A 16,664-nucleotide genomic window follows, 5' to 3' on the forward strand; every position below is an offset into this window, starting at 1 on the left:
GCTCCGACATGATCAGCACCTCGTGCTCATCGTCGAAGGCCTGGAAGATCCAGGTCTTGCGGATGCCGGCCGCGACGAATCTGTCGGTGGCCGAAGCGACTTCGGCGGCCAGCGCGGACACGTCGTGCACGGAGGCGATGGTGGCGACCACGACGCCGGGTGCCTCGGGCGTCGCGGCCGGCGCCCGGACGAACCTGTCGACGATCTCGCCGGCGAAGACCGCCGGGATGTCGTCGACGCCTGCCGCGTCGAACCAGTCGAAGAAGACCCGCGAGCGCAGCAGCTCCACAATCGGCTCGCGGCTGTGGACTCCGATCATCACCAGCACGCGGCCGTAGTCGTGCGTCGAGGTGTAGACCAGGACGTGGTGGGCGCCGATGTCGGCCAGGGCGGCTTTCCTGCGCTCGAGCAGAGGCCATACCCGGCTGGGATCCGGAACGCGGTAGTCCGACGCGATCACCATCGAATGAATGTCGCCGTCACTCAACGGAGTTGATCCTTCATCACTTTCCCGGTGGCATTGAGCGGCAGCTCGTCGAGAAACTGGATGGATCTCGGCGCTTTGAATCCAGCCATCCGCTCTCGGCACCATATCAGCAGGTCATCCTCGGACACCTGCGTTTTCGTTACCACGAAGGCCTTGCCCACCTGGCCGAGCCGGTCATCGGGGACACCGACGACCGCGGCTTGCGCCACCGCCGGATGCTCCAGTAGGTAGCCCTCGATCTCCGCCGGGTAGGCGTTGAACCCGCCCACGATGAACATGTCCTTCTTGCGGCCATTGATCCGGAGCCGGCCCGACGCGTCGAGGCGGCCCAGATCGCCCGTGTGCAACCAACCGTCCGTGTCGATCGCCGCGGCGGTGCCCTCCGGGTCGTCCAGGTATCCCTGCATGACGCCGTAGCCGCGGACCAGCACTTCGCCGTCCCCGGCGATGCGCACCTCTACCCCCTCGCACGGCAGCCCCGCGGTGGTGGCCACGTCCTCGAACGAATCGCCGGGCCTAGACAGGGTGACGTTGCCCGCCTCGGTCAGTCCGTACCCGGTCATCAACGTCTGGAAGGGCAATTCGCCGTGGATGCGACGGACCAGTTCCACGGGGATGTCGGCCGCGCCGGTCACGCCCGCCCGCAGCGTCGAGAGCTTGGACTTGTCGCCGACCGTCAGCAACGAGTGGTACAGCGTCGGCGGACCGGGCAGCATCGTGACACGTTCGCGCTCAACGAGATTCACCACCGTGTCGACGTCGAAAACCGCGACGGGCAGCATGGTCGCACCGCGAAGAAACGACGTGATCAGCCCCGCTTTCAGGCCGAACGTGTGGAAATACGGGTTGATCTGCAAATAGCGGTCACCCGGGCGCAGATCCGCGAGCGTCGCCCACTCCTCGTACATCCGCAGCGTCTGGCGATGGTTCATCATCGCGCCCTTCGGGCGGCCGGTCGTGCCCGAGGTGAAGATGACGTCGGCAATGTCGGTGCCACCCACCGCGCATTCGAACGGGGAGCCGCCGGAGAGAAAGCCGGATTTCAGATCGATGGCCGGTATCCCGGCGGGCGCGGTGTAATCCTGCCCGAGAAAGCCCTTCTGGACCAGGACGGCCTTTGCCTTGCTGCGGGTGATGATGTCGCCGGCTTCGTCGGCCTTGAACCGGGTGTTGACCGGAACCAGCACGCCGCCTGCGGTGAGCAGTCCGAAGGCCGCGATTATCCACTCCGCCGAGTTGGGCGCCCAGATGGCGACCCGATCACCCTTTCCGATCCCGAGCTCAGCGAAGGCACCTGCGGCGCAACGGATTCGCGCCACCACTTCGGAGAAGGTGAAGCGCAGCGGACCGTCCACGATCGCTTCCGTGTCGCCGAAGCGGTCCGCCGCGCTCAAGACCATCTCGGGGATGGTCTGCCAGTCAGGTCCGATTGGCCGGTCTGTCACACCGTGACGAGCCGAGCGAGGTTGCCGCCCATGATCTTCGCCTGGTCGTCGGTCGACAGGTGCGACAACGCCTCGATGTAATAGGTCGGCTCCGCCAGCCCCTCCGGGTGCGGCCAGTCCGAGCCGTAGAGCACCTGATCCACACCGACGAGGTTGACCAGGTCGTCGATGCCGTCCTCGAAGAACGGGCTGACGTGAATCCGACTCTTCACCATCTCGACCGGGTCGCTGGGGAACGCTTCCGGGGCCTTGCGGAAGACCTCGGCGAGGCCGTCCAGCAGCGGGGTCATCCACTTCGAACCGGCCTCGACGATCGCGACCTTCAGCTTCGGGTGGCGATACAGCGCGCCGTGGATGACCCACGAGCCCACCGCGTCCTGGATGGGCCGCCACTCGTTGAGGATGCCCATCGCGTTGGTCTGGAACGGCAGCATCTCCTGCTCGGCGCCGTCCCACTCGGAGGTGTACCGCGAGTAGCCGCTGTCGCTGGAGTGCATGCCCACCAGCACGTCGTGCTCGACGACCCGCTCCCAGAACGGGTCGAACTCGGGTACCGCGAACGACCGCGGACCGCGGAAACCGGGGACCGGCGCCGGGCGGACCAGGATCGCGCGGGCGCCACGCTTGACCGCCCACTCCAGCTCCTCGATCGCCTTTTCGACGATGGGCAGGGTGATGACCGGGGTGGTGAAGATGCGGTTCTGGTAGTTGAAGCCCCAGACCTCGTCCAGCCACTCGTTCAGCGCATGGATCAGGACGTGGATGGCTACCGGGTCGTCACGCAGCCGCTCCTCCAGGAGGCTGGCCAAGGTCGGGAACATCAGGGTCTTGTCCAGGCCCAGCTCGTTCATCGTCTCCAGGCGTGGGCCGGGTTCGAAGAACGCCGGGATCGCGCGCATCGGCTCGCCGAACAGCTCGCGCTTGCTCTTGCCCTCGGGGTTGCCGTACTTGAAGTACTCCTCCCAGGCCCCGGGCCTGGCGACGACCTCGAAGGTCGGGTTGGGAATGTAGTTGCTGATCTGGCCGCGGATGGCGATCTTGGTGCGACCGTTGATCTGCACGTACTGGACGTAGTCCTTGTACTCCTTGGGCAGGAACTTGGTCAGCGCCTCCGGCGGCTCGTAGAGATGGTTATCGGCGTCAAAGATCGGGAACGGGACGTCCACCCTGTGCGACAACTGGCCCATGAAATCCTCCTTCGCAATTTTTGAGAATTGTATTCTCTGCAGGTGTCGAACCGCAACGCACCCCTGGATCGCCAGGGGCGGATCAGCAAGCGATGACGATTTTGAAGGTGGCCGTGGTGGGTTCGCTGGGTTTGTCGGCCTTGGAGCCGTGTGCGGTGCCGGTGATGGTGAACCTGCCGCCGTTCAGACTCATGTCCGCGTCACCTTCGCCCCCGCGCGAGTACATGCCGGTGAAGTTGCCCAGATTGCGGATGTGGACCGACTCGGCGGAAACCGGGTCGGCTCGCTCGTCGATCACGACATTTGCTCCGGAGAAGTCGCCGCCGATGTCGATCGTCCGGGTCCACTCCCGCTGACCGCATTTGACGACGTTGAACTTCGTGTCGGTCCCATTGACGGTCACGGAGGCGGTGCTGGAGATTTGGGTCGGCGGCCGCGGGGTGCATGCGCCGAGCATGGTGACCCCCAGTGACGCCGCGAGCATTGCCGCAATTCGATCCCGCATGGGCGCCCCTGTCTTCGCTGACGATAGCTCTTCGGCCTGCGGCGACGATGTTATTCTCGCACCGAGAGAATGCCAATCCCGTCTGTCTTTCCAAGGAGCGATCACGCATGGTGGACCTGGAGATCGATGACGGGTTAGCGGTGCTGACCATCGATCGCCCGCACGCGCGCAATGCCATCGCGCTGGACACCATGCAGCAGCTGGAGAAGGCGCTCGACGCCGCGGCGGGCGCCAAGACCCTGGTGATCAAGGGGGCCGGTGATCGGGCTTTTGTATCCGGCGGCGACCTCAAAGAGCTGCGCGCTCTGCGGACCGAAGAGGATGCCGCGGCAATGGCCAAGCGGATGCGCGCGATTTGTGACCAACTGGCCAGCTTCCCGGCCCCGGTGATCGCCGCGCTGAACGGCCACGCCTTCGGCGGCGGCGCCGAGGTTGCCGTCGCCGCCGACATCCGGCTGGCGGCCGACGACATCAAGATCGCCTTCAATCAGGTGGACCTCGAGATCATGCCGGCCTGGGGCGGCGCCGAGCGGCTGGCGGAGCTGGTCGGAAAGAGCCGGGCGCTGTTGTTGGCCGGCACCGGCACCGCCCTCACCGCGGACGAGGCCGAGCGAATCGGCTTGGTGGACCGGGTGTTCCCCCGCGCGTCCTTCGACGAAGGATGGCAGTCCATCGCGAGGTCGCTGGCCCGCCACCCCGCAACCGAGATAAAGCGCGTGATCAGCGGAGTTTCGGCGGACGAAGCGATAGCATCCTTCGCACGGCTGTGGGTTGCCGACGCACACTGGCGGGCCGCAGAGCGGGTGATGAACCGCACGACGAGTGCGCGACGGGCGGCCGGAGGAGCGAAATGACGGTCAGACGGTTGGGCGTGTGCGCACTGTCTTTGTCGGCAGCGCTGGCGGGTGCGACCGGTTCACTCGTGAGCGCCGGCCACGCCCATGCCGACCCGGTCATGCATCACGTCACCTACACGGTCACCGCGCAGAATCCCATCTACACCGACATTTACTACCTGGACCACCAGCCGGAGAAGTTCTCCGATTACAGCCACAACCCCTACTCGTTCACACCGCATGTCGATGTCGACCTGGCCCCGGGCAAACCGTGGAGCTTCGATCTGGACATGTCGGACCCCAATGATTACGCGATGGTCGTGGCGAGCACGGGCACCGAGCCCGGCACGCCTGGGCTTCACTGCGACTTGGCGGTCGACGGGTCCGTCGTGGTATCCAAGGACGGCCCCAAGGGCGTGCTCTGTTCGCTGCGCAACTGGTGAACCACCCAGGCACGCGGCATACCGGGGATGGGTTGCGGCTCGCCTTCCAGGCGGCGCAGGTGGCTCTCGACCAGCGCCATGGTTTCGGCGTGCCCGCCGGACATGCCGATCGCCTGCTCGAGCACCAGCATCCGCGACAGGCTGGTCATCAGCACCGTCCAGACCACCGGCGGCATCTCGGAGGTGTCCTCGCCGTAGCGTTGCAGCGCGGCCGCCACCGCTTCGCGCTGTTCGTCACGGAAACGCTCGGCGTAGTAAGCGATTTCGGCTCGCATCTCCTTGCGATGGTTCGCCAGCGCCATGAATTCCATGGAGATGCGGGTGAACCCCGGATCGGTGCCGAATCTCCACAGCGCCCACAACGGCTGCGGCGACTGCAGCGCTGCGGCCTGAAACCGCAGGCCTTCCTCGGCGCGGCGCCGGAAGACTTCGAGGAACAGGTCCTCCATGGTGCGGAAGTAGTAGTGCACCAACTGGGGCTTCAGCCCGGCCTTGCCGGCGAGGCGACGCGACGTGACGGCGGCGTAGCCCTCTTCCAGCATCAGCTGTTCGGCCGCGTCGAGCAGCAGGCCGCGATTCTTCGCGTCCGGCGCTCCAATCCTGCGAGCCGATGTCATGTCCCCGCTCCGTAGTGTGTGCCATCCCCGTATCGACCCCACGGATCGTATCGCGGTGCGGCGCCCTCGATCTTGACCCTGACATTACCGTCATGCTAAGCAGGTGCTCAGCACAATTTCGGTTCTCGAAATCGGGCGGCGCCAAACCTGCCGCCGTACACCGCCGGTAATCCAGCCCAGGGGAGACGCAATCCGATGAGTGACTATGAGTCGATCGACTTCTTCACCGATCCGTCCCTGGTCCCAGATCCGCACCCTTACTTCGACTACCTGCGCGGTCAGAACCCGGTGCTGCGGCTGCCGCACTACGGCGTCGTCGCGGTCACCGGTTACGACGAGGCCTGCGAGGTCTACAAGGATCCGGAGACGTTCTCCAACATCGTCGCCCTCGGCGGACCGTTCCCGCCGCTGCCCTTCACGCCCGAAGGCGACGACATCGGTCCCCAGATCGATGCGCACCGCAGCTCTTTTCCGATGTTCGAGCACATGGTCACCATGGATCCGCCGGAGCACACCAAGGCCCGCTCCGTGCTGGCCAAGCTGCTGACTCCAAGCCGGCTGAAGCAAAACGAGGAGTTCATGTGGCGGCTCGCCGACCGCCAGCTAGACGAGTTCCTGCGCAACGGCGAGTGCGAGTTCATCGCCGAGTACTCAAAGCCCTTCGCCACCTTGGTGATTGCCGACCTACTCGGCGTGCCGGAATCCGATCACAAGGAGTTTCGCAAGGTCTTGGGCGCCGATCGCCCCGAAGCGCGGGTGGGCGCGTTGGATCACGAGTCGGTCGGTATCAACCCACTGGAGTGGCTCGACGACAAGTTCTGCAACTACATCGAGGATCGGCGGCGCTCGCCCCGCGGCGACGTGCTGACCTTCCTGGCGGAAGCGAAGTATCCGGACGGCTCGACGCCACCGGTGATCGAGGTGGTCCGCTCGGCAACGTTCCTCTTCGCCGCCGGACAGGAGACCACCGCCAAGCTGCTCAGCGCCGCCCTGCAGGTGCTCGGCGATCGCCCCGAGATCCAGCAACAGGTGCGCGAGGACCGCAGCCTGATCCCCGCGTTCATCGAGGAATCGCTGCGCATGGACAGCCCCGTCAAGAGCGATTCGCGTCTGGCCCGCCGGGCAACGAGCGTCGGCGGTGTCGAGATCCCCGCCGGCACCGTGGTGATGGTGCTACCGGGCGCCGCCAACCGCGACCCCCGCCGGTTCGACAACCCGCACGAGTTCGACTTGCGCCGCAAGAACGTTCGCGAACACATGGCGTTTGCGCGGGGCGTGCACTCGTGTCCCGGTGGGCCGCTCGCCCGCGTGGAGGGGCGTGTCTCGATCGAACGGATCCTGGACCGGATGCCGCACATCGAAATCAACGAGGTCCATCACGGGCCGGCCGCCGATCGTCGCTACACCTACGAGCCGACCTACATCTTGCGGGGCCTGAGCGAACTGCACCTGAAATTCACCACCGCGGACGCGATCGCGTCCGTGGGCTGAGTCAAAGCGTCATGCCGACGAAGTAACAGCCGAGCAGGGCGGCGGCCATCAGCACCACCCACGCGTCGGTAAGCCGGCACAGCAGCACCGGAGCGTTTCGGACCTCCATGAACTCACGAAAGATGATGCGCACCTTGACAAGTGCGATCACTATGACGCTCGACGTGACCACCGCGCTGGACTTCAGCGTGCCGGCCCGGCCTCCCGCGGAGTGGTCTATCCACAGGTAGCCGAGGGTGAGGGCCGCCAGGATCGTCCATACCATCAGCAGTCGTTTGTTGAATTTGATTCCGATCACCTCACCACGTAGAGCAGCGCAAAAATCAGCACCCACAGGAAATCAACGGTGTGCCAATAGGTAGCGCAGGTTTCGACGAGCTGCTGCGATTCGTTTGCTTCGTGCGCCTTTCGGGTCTTTTCGCGAAGTTGGTAGACGATGACGCCGAGGGCGACGAAGCCGATCAACAGGTGCACGAAGTGGATGCCGGTGAGAAAGAAGTAGTAGGTGAAGAAGTCGTTGCTGTCCAATCCATTTCCCGTGCGCACCAAGCGGGCCCACTCGAAGACCTTGAAGAAGAGGAAAACCGCTGCGAATGCGGCCGTGATGAACACCTCGCGCAGCGCCGCGCGGTAGGCACCGGCCCGCGCCGACTGGACACAACGCGCCACCGACCAGGAGCTCAGCAGCAGAACCAGGGTGTTGACAACCCCGACACGTAGGTCGAGGTGGGCCTGCGCGTGCAGGAAGAGCTCGGGACTTCGGGCGCGGTAGAACAGGTAAAAGCCGAAATACCCTGTGAAAACCAGCGTCTCGAACAACACGAACGCCCACATGTCGGGTTGCCCCGGCACGAATCGGGCACTTTGGGGCGCTTCGCTGAGCTCAGCCATCAGGCCGCGGCCCTGACATCGGCGTGCCCGGCTTTCCATCTACGCGGCAGCTCGGGCAGCGGCCCGGTGCCGAAGTCCTCACGGCGAATCATTTGAAAGAGCATGACGATGAAAGTCACCTGGTAGACGCCGAACACGACCATGTCCAACCACCAAGCGATCTGACCGTTCCAGGCCAACACACCCCGCTGGAAGATCCAGCACGGTGACACGACAACCTCGGTCAGGGCGTTGCACAGATTGAGATAGCCAAACCACTTAGGGAACACCCGATTCTTGTCGAGCAGAATCGCGACCATCCAGATCAGCGAGCCGATCAGGAACACTCCCATCGTCCCGTCGAACGACAAGAAGGCGAAGTCGTAGAGCCATCCGATCGCTTCGGGGTCACGTTCCGGTCGCAGGGTCCCGACGATCAGCGCGATGCAGAGCAGCAGCATCCCGGGAACCGCACTGAGCGAATAGATGATCAGATACGAATAGCCGAACGCGCGGCTGACGGACATGCGTCGCATCGAGTACGCGATGAGGGCATTGTTGATCGCGATCATCCCGCTGATGGCGAAGATGACACCGAAGCCAAAAGGTATGCCTAAGTGGCGTTCAGAGAACCAGTGGACCTGCGTCGCGAGGTCCCAGGTGGGCTGCGGCGGCGGCTGGACTTGCGCCACGACGAAGAACATCGGGAAGAAGACGTTGTAGAACACGATCATCGTCCACCACGCCAACCAGAGCTCGCGCTTGGGATTGTGCCGCAGATGCCATGCGATTCGTTGATGCGGTGGGCCCTGGGGCGGCGTCGCCAGGGACTTCGGCGCCGCGGTCACGCCGCTCACGCGGTGACCAGTTCGCCCGGCTGCCCTCGGTTCTCGGCGCGTTCCCGATAGATGGCTTGTCCCAACACCACGCCCATCACGACGATCCAGACGGCAATGGCAACGTTTTTCACCCAGAAGGACAGGAAGCCGTCCCAGGCCAGCGGGCCGGTCAGTGAGATACCGACGAAGGCCGCGGGCACCAGTGCGACCGCCACCAGGAGGTTGAAATGGGCCACCCAACGGTTGAAGACCGGGCGCGGTTGATCGTCGAAATAGATTGCGAGGGACAGGATTACGCTTTGCCCGATCAAGAACGGGACCAGGATGGTGAAGGTCATCCAACCGAAATCGTTGAGCAGCTGGGTCAGCTCCGGGCTGCGTTCCGGGCGGAAGGCGGCCAGCAACCAGCAGACGTTCGCAACGAGGAAAAGAGTCGGGCCGCCTGCCACGCAGCCCAGCATCGCGTAGGAGAAGATCGGTGTGCGATGAGCCATTCGGCGGATCTGCAAGACGATGAGAGCCAGAATCGGCACCAGGCACACGCCAAACCAGTTGAACAGAATCATGCTGTACCGGATCTCCGGGAGGTGTGCCGGATCGCGATAGAAAGCGGCAACCTGGTCCGCCGGCATCGTGGGCGACATCGGCGGGTTGAAGCCCGGAAACAGAAGGAACGAGGCGACCCATAGCAGCAGCGCCATCGGCAGCGTCCAGAGCAGGATCAGCTCGCCGTCGGTCCGGCGCGGCGCGGGCCGCGTCAGCCCCTGGCCTCGTGCATCGCCACCGTCGACGTCGGACATCAGCGCTCCCTCCCGCACGAGATCCGTCACCACCCGGCTAGTCAGCCGAAGCTAGCCGATCGGCTAGCTTGGAGTCAATATCGTCGTCTAGTCTCAGTGGGTGGGAACAGCACGCCAACCGGTCACCGGTGGACAATTCGGGCTGATCGAGCACAGCGCGGCCCGGACGCGAGTACTCGACGCCGCGTTGGATCTGTTCGCCACGCACGGTGTCAGCGGTACGTCGTTACAGATGATCGCGGACTCCGTCGGTATAACGAAAGCCGCTGTCTACCACCAATTCCGGACCAAAGAGCAAATCGTCATCGCCGTGACCGAGCGCGAGCTCGGCCGGCTCGAGCCGGCACTCGAGGAGGCCGAGGCATACGGCGACGGGCCTCAAGCACGAGATGCGTTGTTGGTACGCGTGATTGAGATGGCCGTTCGCGATCGCCGGTTGGTGCGCACGCTGCAATTCGATCCTGTGGTCGTTCGATTGCTGGCCGAGCACAAGCCGTTTCAATTTTTCATGAATCGCCTGTACCGGGTGCTGCTGAGCGATGCGGGCCTGGACGGGCGGATCGAGGCCGCCATGTTCTCCGGCGCGCTCGCCACCGCCGTCATGCATCCGCTGGTGGAAGACATCGACGACGGCACTTTGCTCGCCAGGGTTACCGACTTGAGCCGGCGCCTGCTAGGTCTGCCCCGGGGACCCCAAGGCTGACCAGAGCGGCTAGGTGTCGGCGCGGACCCAGGTCATAACGCCGTCGTGGGCAAAACAGATCAGGAACAGGCCATCGGGCGCTTGCGCGACGTAGTTCTGGTAATTCTGGCAGTCGGCGCCTTCGTCCTTGACTCCCGCCATCGGAGGTGACCGGAACCAACGCGGCTGGTATCTCCTCGGCGAGCCGCAGAACATCAGACGTCCGGGCTCCGAGGCGAACGAAACGTAACCGTCGGTTACACCGAACGCGTAGTAGGTGGTGTTGTCACAGGGCGCGCCCAAAACCTGATGCGGCATGATGCCCGGGGTGCAGGCGGGGTAGTCACAAACGGTCGGCCCGGCCGACGACGGCGCCGCCAGCACACCGGCGCCGAGCAACGCGGCAGCCATCGCCACGATGAATCGCACCCGATTACTTTGCCACACCTGAAAAGAAAATTCTCCTCCTTGGAGAAGATCACCCGGACCGAACGGCGTCGGCGCCGGGCTACCGCGGCGGGGTGCCGTCCCGCCCCGCGACGACCGCGCATTTCCGCATGTGGGGGGCACCAAGGCGGCGGCCGATGCCACGGTTGAGGCCGGGCCGAAGTGATAAGCTGCTTCTCCGTGCACGATCCGGAGGGGCCCGACGCCGACCAGTTCGATGACCCGGCGGACGTCACCGATCCCGACGAAACACAGTCGCGCTCAGGGGTCGCCTCCGGCGCGGTGGCGCCCATCCCGGAAATCGATCCGGAAGACGAAGTTGCCGAGGCGGAAGCGCGCGCCCAGGCGGCTCGGGCACGCCTCGCCCGGCTGCGCGGGGCAGCCGAAACCGAGAAAGCGGACGACCACGCCGCTTCCCAGGATGCCGAGCAGCGGCCCGCAAAGTCGATCCGGGCACGACTACGGTTGCCGCGGCGGCCACGGTGGCTCCGGCGCCCGAGGCGGAAGACCATAGCCACCGCCGTCGGCATCGCGCTCTTCTCCGCTTCCCTCGCAGCGAGCGGTTACATGGTGTCGCAGCACCGCACCACGGTGCACAAGCAACGGCTCGCGGCAGAGTTCACTTCCGCAGCCCGGCAAGGGGTTACGGCGCTGATGTCGATCGACCCCGATCATGCCAAGAGGGATGTTGAGCGCATGATCGATGCCTCCACCGGTGACCTCAACAGCCAACTGTCGGCGATGTCGCTGCTCATGGTCAAGAAGGCAGAGGACACGAAGGTCGGCAGCAAGGTGACCGTGGAAGCCGTCGCTGTCGAGTCGTTGGGCGACAATTCTGGAGTCGTGCTCGTGGCGGCGAAAACCGATGCCATCGGGCCGGATAACGCCAAACCGCCACCGGCTTTATTTCGGCTCAGCGTCACGATGGACCGCGCAGGCGGGCAGCTCAAGATGTCGAAAGTTGATTTCCTGTCATGACTGTCGAGCCCGGGCCGTCGCTGGACAGCATGGAATCCGCACCGTCCGATGAGACGGGGTCGTCATCGGCTTCCGCCGGATCGGCTCCCGACAACCGACGGGCCACGATCAAGCGCTGGAGCCTACGGTGCCTGGCGAGATGCCGTTCGATAGTTGCGACCGTGTTGGTCGTTACCGCGATGGGCGTCGCCGCCGGTCTGTACCTCCATCTCTACCGGCCGGATCAAGAGGTCGGCGACGCGGCGGCACGCCGGGCAATCCAGGCTGCGTCAGAAGGTTCGGTGGCGGTGCTGTCGTACGCTCCCGACCACCTGAACCGTGATTTCACCAAGGCGAAGTCATATCTCACCGGTAATTTTCTCGCCTACTACACCAAGTTCACAGAACAGATCGCCGCGCTGGCACAGCAGAAGCACGTCACGGAGACAGCCAAGGTGGTTCGGGCCGCGGTTATGGAGCTGCACCCGAATTCGGCAGTGGTGCTGGTGTTCATCAACCAGACCGCCACAAGCAAGGAAAAGCCAGAACCGCAGACAACCGCGAACGGCGCCCGGGTGACCTTGACGAAAGTCAAGGGCTCCTGGCTGATCTCGAAGTTGGAACCGCTGGCGTGAGCCCTTTCCATTTTGGTTCGATCGCCATTTTGTCGGAGCGGAAGCGGTGTTAATCTCATTACACGAATAGCCGCACGCAATGTTGATACCGCATTAACAATGGCGGTTAGTTGAAGCGGGTCAAGGAGCGCCTGATGCGATCAGTTCGAACACTCACCACCGCAACGCTGGTCGCTGCCACCGTATTTGGTGGTGTGGGCACGGCATCCATCGCTCGGGCGACAACCAAGGAAGAAGTCGCCGTCAACGGCACGTTCCGCGTTACATCCATCGGCGATTATGCCCAGCGCAACGATCAGTACTTCGGGGAGCCGACGGTCGTCCAGACGTGGACGATCAGCTCGACATGCGAGACGTTCCAGGAATGCCACGGCACGTTGAGCAGCGACCAGGGCTGGACGGCGCCTCTCTACATGAACGACGGGGAGATGTGGAAGGCCAAACGCGAGGTGCCGAACTGGGAGCGATGCGAGGACGGCACCGCGTTCAACGGACAGCAGACCTTTTTCTTCTATCCGGTCAACCAATACGGCGGCTACCAGCTCGGGTCGTCGACCTACGCCGGAAAGGACAAGACGGTCGGCCCGTCCGGTGCGTGCGGGCAAAACCAGTGGCTTGACATCACGATGCCGTTGCGCCTGGACAAGCTGAGCTGACCGGGCCTTCGTAGCTTTACTTTTCGGGGCGGCCTCAGGTTGGGAGCATGTCCTGCCACGTCTTGGGTGCTTTCGGGGCAACGAGATCCGACTGCTGGTACAACTTGCCGTCCGGACCGACGTAACGACCCGTATGCGGGTCATACCGGGCGATGGTGACGGACGGCGGCACTGGCTTGCCGGCCCCACCACCGAATGAGCTCGGCGCCGCCTGCGGCCCACCGCCGCCGCCCGCATCTGCCGGCGCGGCGTCGGGAGGAGCGGGCGCGGCGGGGGGCGGAGGAAGTTCGCCGGCCGCAGGAACGTCCAGTGGCGCTATGGGCGGAAGGTCAGCCGACATTCTCGACATGGGCGCCAGCGGAGGTGGTCCCGACGACGGTGCGGGCGGTACAGCCGCTCCAACCGTTCCCGGTGGTGGATTTTCCCCCCGCGGCCCCGCCGGTGTGCCGCGCGGCACCGCCCCCGGCGGCAGCGGCGTTCCCTCCACCGGGCCGAAGATTCTGTCGTTGGAGGTGATCCGGTCGTCGGGCGGGACGCCCTGGGAGAGCAGGTTGGGGTCCAGCGGATAGGGGCCGAGGACGTGCTGGCGCATCGCCAGCGGCATGTACGGTTTGTCGCTGTTGCAGATTTCGACGGTGGGCGCGCGCTTGCCCGGGTGGCCCATGCAGGGATAGTTGCGGGCACCGCGAACCGAAAGCGGTGAGTCCTGCGGGAGTTTGCAATACAACCCGTCCGGGGTGTCGATGTCGGTGAGATCGTCCGGGGATCGCCACGTGTTGGGGGGCATGAATCCGACAGTACAAATCGGCGGATCATCGATCGTGAGCGCAAAGTCGCCCTTGGCCAGACCGTCGGGATCATTGGTGGGGGAAGCAGCCTGCTCGATGGCAACCGCCGAGGGCAGCAGCACCAGCAGTTGCTCCAGCGAGGGGTGGTAGGTGATGCCGATCTGCCCGATGGTGGTCAGGTTGGCGAGCAGCACCGGCAGCGTCGGTTTGATTTGTTCAAGAAGACGGGAAGCTTCGTTCGCGGCCTCGGGGCCGTTTTGCAGGATGGTCCGGAAGTGGGAATCGTTGTTCACCAACACATCCGAGATGCCGGCGAGGCTACGCGCCCACGTCCTGATCGAATCGGTGGTCTGCGCCTGGGTGTCCAGTAGCGGCCCGGTGTCTTCGGTCAGGGCCCGAGTGCGATCGACGACGCCGTTGGCGTCGCGGGACAACGTCTGCGAAGAATCGATCAGTGACCCCAGGTCGTAACCGGCGCCATTGAAGCCCTGGAAGGACTCGTCGAGCAACTGACCGAGCTTGGTCTTCGGTATGCTCTGAACCAAGGCATTGAGCTGGTCGAGCATCGGGCCAACCGGCTGCGGAATCCGGCTGTCGCGCACCGAGATTACCGAACCGTCGTGCAGGTAGGGCGGTGAATCGGTCTTCGGCCGGAGGTCGACGTACTGTTCACCCACCGCGGAAACACTGAGCACCTCCGCTGTCAGGTCCGCGGGGACCTTCGGCGAAGTGGCAAGCGACAGCGTCGCTTTCGCGCCGGTTGGAGTCAGCCCCACCGAGGTAACCTTGCCGAGCTGGACCCCGCGGTAGGTCACGTTGGAGAACCGGTACAGGCCACCGGCGGCTGGCAGCTCCAGCGTCACCGTCATCCGGCCGATGCCGAGCAGGGTGGGCGCCTGGATGTAGAAGAGCACCATCGCGATCACGCCGACGGTCCCCGCGATCGCGAAGACCGCAAGCTGGATACGAACGAAGCGCGTCAGCATCTATCCACCCGCTCCCGTCGGTGGCGCCTCTGCGGGGGCCGGGGCTTGGCCAAGGGCCCCGTCCGGCGGAGCCGCGGCCGGGGGCGGCCCGGGCAGCGGAGCCGTACCCGGCGGCGGCCCGGGCAGCGGGGGGAGGCTGGCCGGGTCGACCCACGGCGGCCTGATGGGCGAATGCAGCGGATCGTGTGTGTAATTCAGGTAATACGGCTCCCCCGGTGCTGGCGGCTCCGGCTGGTCCAGCTGCCCCCAATGGGTCCCCAGCATCAGTCCTCGCTTGAGCCGTGGAATCGAGAGATCCAGGTCGACGTGCAGGTTGAAGTAGTCGCCCCGGACCGCCCGGTCGACGAAATTCTGGGTGAACGGGAACACGAACCCAGCAGCGACGGCCGTGCCCAACTCCGGTCCGACATCGGCGAGCGCCTTGATGGTCGGCTCCAAGTTCTTGAGATTCTTCACCAGGTCGGCCTGAGTGTCGTTGACCAATCGGGTGGCGGTGTTGCTGAAGACGCGGAGCTTGTCCAGGGCGGCAGTGAGCCGTGGGCGCTCCTTGATCAGCACATCGAGCGCGGGCGGAATCTTCTGCAGCGCCTGGGTGAGAACGTCGCGTTGGCCGGCGAACGTCCCGGCGAGCCGGTTCAGCGCCTGGATGGAGTCGACGAGGTTGTTTCGCTGGTCGTCCAGCGTTCCGACGAAGGTGTCGAGACGAGTGATCAAGTCACGTACCGCGCCCTCGCGCCCGGACAGAGCAGCGGAGAAATTGTGGATGATCTCCCCGATCTGTCCCAGCCCCCCGCCGTTGACGACCGCGCCCAGCGACGACAGCGTCTGTTCCGTCGATGGGTAGGCGGACGACCGACTCAACGGGATGGTGGCGCCCGGCTGCAGCCGTCCGCTGCCCTGTTGACCGGGGGGCGTATTCAGCTCCACATGCATCGACCCCAGCAGGCTGGTCTGACCGACGGTGGCCACCACGTTGGCCGGGACGACGACATCGCGTTTCACCGAGATCTCGACGTCCGCGTGCCAGCCTTGCACCCTCATCGTGCCGACGCTGCCAACGACGACGTCGTCGATCATCACCGGCGAATTCGACTCCATCGTGCCGACATTCGGGAGTTCGACGTGGTAAATGTTGGCCCCCGGCCCGCGTCCGACCGCGCCGGGCAGCGGCAGCGAATTCAGGCCGTGGAATGCGCATCCCGTCGCCGTCACCACCACACAGCAGCCGATGGCAAACACCCGGCGCGCCGCGATCCGCGCGATCATTGTTGTGGCCGATCGGCCGGCAGCAGCATGTCTGACGTGCTCTGCGCTGGGGGCGGAGGTGGCGGCATCGGGGTCGACGGCGGGGGCGGCAGCGGCATCGCCGCGCCCGGTATGGGCGCCGGCGGCACCGCCCCCGGCGGTCCAACCGGATCACCGGGCAAACCGGTGTAGGCCGACACCGCGGGCGGGATTTCGGGTGGTCCAGGTTTCGGGCCCTCACCGCCGGGCGCCAGCCGGGCTTCGCTGTAGACGATTTTGGACGGGTCGACGGACTTCTGCAGGAAGATGTTGATGGGAATTGGCAGGTTGTTGAAGTTGAGTAGCCGCAGGCCAGGACCGAGAAATAGGGCACACAGCTTCCCCGATTCGACCGCAGTGACGTTCTCGATGGCTCCGATTTGGTCGCAGCCCGGGAAGGACAGCAGAAGCTGACCGCCCCACGTCGGGTTCGCGAAGTTCATAATCCCGAAGCCGCCCACGATGGTTCCGGTGTCGGCGTTGTAGTCGTTGAAGAAGTTGCCGAGCGCGTTCGGCGAGGTGCAGCGCTTCATCGCCGGGACGCGCAACCAGACCAGCGAGCAGATCGCCCGGCTGGCCGACGTGACGCAGAACCTGGTCGATCACCACATGGATCTGGAAAACATCCTGCACACCTCGCCGAACGCGCTCGGCAACTTCTTCAACGACTACAACGCCGACACCGGAACCATCGTGGGCGGCTTCGGGT

At 64.8% G+C, this 16,664-nt stretch carries 19 protein-coding genes and 2 pseudogenes; 8 read left to right on the forward strand and 13 right to left on the reverse strand.

Going from position 1 to position 16,664, the window contains the following annotated elements:
• The 4 genes from A5711_RS04155 to A5711_RS04170 form a co-directional block, all read right to left on the reverse strand.
• Positions 1-487, reverse strand: a 487-nt coding sequence (locus A5711_RS04155) for a fatty-acid--CoA ligase (RefSeq protein WP_067944322.1), incomplete at its 3' end; no start/stop codon positions are given.
• Complete coding sequence (locus A5711_RS04160; protein WP_067944299.1) at positions 484-1,887, reverse strand: FadD3 family acyl-CoA ligase; 1,404 nt, start codon at positions 1,885-1,887, stop codon at positions 484-486. The genes A5711_RS04155 and A5711_RS04160, both read right to left, overlap by 4 nt.
• A gap of 41 nt (positions 1,888-1,928) precedes the next feature.
• Complete coding sequence (locus A5711_RS04165; RefSeq protein WP_067944300.1) at positions 1,929-3,119, reverse strand: amidohydrolase family protein; 1,191 nt, start codon at positions 3,117-3,119, stop codon at positions 1,929-1,931.
• 82 nt (positions 3,120-3,201) lie between these two features.
• Positions 3,202-3,624, reverse strand: a complete 423-nt coding sequence (locus A5711_RS04170) for a lipoprotein LpqH (protein ID WP_067944301.1) — start codon at positions 3,622-3,624, stop codon at positions 3,202-3,204.
• Between the two features lie 107 nt (positions 3,625-3,731).
• Here A5711_RS04170 and A5711_RS04175 point away from each other — a divergent pair, with 107 nt between their 5' ends.
• Together A5711_RS04175 and A5711_RS04180 are read left to right on the forward strand one after the other, a co-directional pair.
• Positions 3,732-4,478, forward strand: a complete 747-nt coding sequence (locus A5711_RS04175; RefSeq protein WP_067944302.1) for an enoyl-CoA hydratase/isomerase family protein — start codon at positions 3,732-3,734, stop codon at positions 4,476-4,478.
• 101 nt (positions 4,479-4,579) lie between these two features.
• Positions 4,580-4,903 carry a hypothetical protein gene (locus tag A5711_RS04180; RefSeq protein WP_082953596.1) on the forward strand — a complete coding sequence of 108 codons (324 nt, stop codon included), beginning with the start codon at positions 4,580-4,582 and terminating at the stop codon, positions 4,901-4,903.
• Here the strand turns inward: A5711_RS04180 and A5711_RS04185 are convergent.
• Entirely contained in the window at positions 4,819-5,520 is a 702-nt protein-coding gene (locus tag A5711_RS04185) for a TetR/AcrR family transcriptional regulator (protein WP_067944306.1), read from the reverse strand. The two genes, A5711_RS04180 and A5711_RS04185, sit on opposite strands and share 85 nt — an antisense overlap.
• Positions 5,521-5,715: 195 nt before the next feature.
• On the opposite strand from A5711_RS04185, the gene A5711_RS04190 reads away from it, so the two are divergent.
• Positions 5,716-7,011 carry a cytochrome P450 gene (locus tag A5711_RS04190; protein WP_067944308.1) on the forward strand — a complete coding sequence of 432 codons (1,296 nt, stop codon included), beginning with the start codon at positions 5,716-5,718 and terminating at the stop codon, positions 7,009-7,011.
• Position 7,012: 1 nt separating this feature from the next.
• Here A5711_RS04190 and A5711_RS04195 read toward each other — a convergent pair whose 3' ends face one another.
• The 4 genes from A5711_RS04195 to A5711_RS04210 are packed head-to-tail and all read right to left on the reverse strand — an operon-like array spanning position 7,013 to position 9,520.
• On the reverse strand, positions 7,013-7,306 hold the full coding sequence (locus A5711_RS04195) for a cytochrome C oxidase subunit IV family protein (RefSeq protein ID WP_067944324.1): 294 nt from the start codon (positions 7,304-7,306) through the stop codon (positions 7,013-7,015).
• On the reverse strand, positions 7,306-7,902 hold the full coding sequence (locus A5711_RS04200; RefSeq protein WP_067944310.1) for a cytochrome c oxidase subunit 3 family protein: 597 nt from the start codon (positions 7,900-7,902) through the stop codon (positions 7,306-7,308). The genes A5711_RS04195 and A5711_RS04200 overlap by 1 nt, the downstream gene beginning before the upstream one ends.
• Positions 7,902-8,729, reverse strand: a complete 828-nt coding sequence (locus tag A5711_RS04205; RefSeq protein ID WP_067944326.1) for a hypothetical protein — start codon at positions 8,727-8,729, stop codon at positions 7,902-7,904. Before A5711_RS04205 ends, A5711_RS04200 begins: the two co-directional genes overlap by 1 nt.
• Before the next feature lie 5 nt (positions 8,730-8,734).
• Positions 8,735-9,520, reverse strand: a complete 786-nt coding sequence (locus tag A5711_RS04210; RefSeq protein ID WP_067944329.1) for a hypothetical protein — start codon at positions 9,518-9,520, stop codon at positions 8,735-8,737.
• Positions 9,521-9,620: 100 nt separating this feature from the next.
• Between A5711_RS04210 and A5711_RS04215 the strand changes: the two genes are divergently transcribed.
• Positions 9,621-10,223, forward strand: coding sequence for a TetR/AcrR family transcriptional regulator (locus tag A5711_RS04215; RefSeq protein ID WP_067944311.1), 603 nt, complete (start codon positions 9,621-9,623; stop codon positions 10,221-10,223).
• 9 nt (positions 10,224-10,232) lie between these two features.
• Here the strand turns inward: A5711_RS04215 and A5711_RS04220 are convergent, their stop codons facing one another.
• Positions 10,233-10,613, reverse strand: a complete 381-nt coding sequence (locus tag A5711_RS04220; protein ID WP_197501116.1) for a hypothetical protein — start codon at positions 10,611-10,613, stop codon at positions 10,233-10,235.
• 216 nt (positions 10,614-10,829) lie between these two features.
• Here A5711_RS04220 and A5711_RS04225 point away from each other — a divergent pair, with 216 nt between their 5' ends.
• The 3 genes from A5711_RS04225 to A5711_RS04235 all read left to right on the forward strand — a co-directional run bounded on the left by A5711_RS04225 (position 10,830) and on the right by A5711_RS04235 (position 12,897).
• Positions 10,830-11,627, forward strand: coding sequence for a hypothetical protein (locus tag A5711_RS04225; protein WP_067944313.1), 798 nt, complete (start codon positions 10,830-10,832; stop codon positions 11,625-11,627).
• Positions 11,624-12,241, forward strand: a complete 618-nt coding sequence (locus A5711_RS04230; RefSeq protein WP_067944316.1) for a hypothetical protein — start codon at positions 11,624-11,626, stop codon at positions 12,239-12,241. The genes A5711_RS04225 and A5711_RS04230 overlap by 4 nt, the downstream gene beginning before the upstream one ends.
• 134 nt (positions 12,242-12,375) lie before the next feature.
• Positions 12,376-12,897: a hypothetical protein gene (locus A5711_RS04235; RefSeq protein ID WP_067944334.1), complete on the forward strand. Its 522-nt coding sequence runs from the start codon at positions 12,376-12,378 to the stop codon at positions 12,895-12,897.
• Positions 12,898-12,931: 34 nt separating this feature from the next.
• Here the strand turns inward: A5711_RS04235 and A5711_RS04240 are convergent, their stop codons facing one another.
• The 3 genes and pseudogenes from A5711_RS04240 to A5711_RS04250 all read right to left on the reverse strand — a co-directional run.
• Entirely contained in the window at positions 12,932-14,671 is a 1,740-nt protein-coding gene (locus tag A5711_RS04240) for an MCE family protein (RefSeq protein WP_067944318.1), read from the reverse strand.
• On the reverse strand, positions 14,672-15,937 hold the full coding sequence (locus tag A5711_RS04245) for an MCE family protein (RefSeq protein WP_067944320.1): 1,266 nt from the start codon (positions 15,935-15,937) through the stop codon (positions 14,672-14,674).
• Positions 15,934-16,473, reverse strand: a pseudogene (locus A5711_RS04250) (mammalian cell entry protein); the annotation flags it as partial. The pseudogene A5711_RS04250 and the gene A5711_RS04245, both read right to left, overlap by 4 nt.
• Before the next feature lies 1 nt (position 16,474).
• Here A5711_RS04250 and A5711_RS25970 point away from each other — a divergent pair.
• Positions 16,475-16,664 (forward strand): annotated as a pseudogene (locus A5711_RS25970) (mammalian cell entry protein); the annotation flags it as partial.

The sequence above is a fragment of the Mycobacterium sp. E2238 genome (assembly GCF_001672665.1).
Lineage (GTDB): Bacteria > Actinomycetota > Actinomycetes > Mycobacteriales > Mycobacteriaceae > Mycobacterium.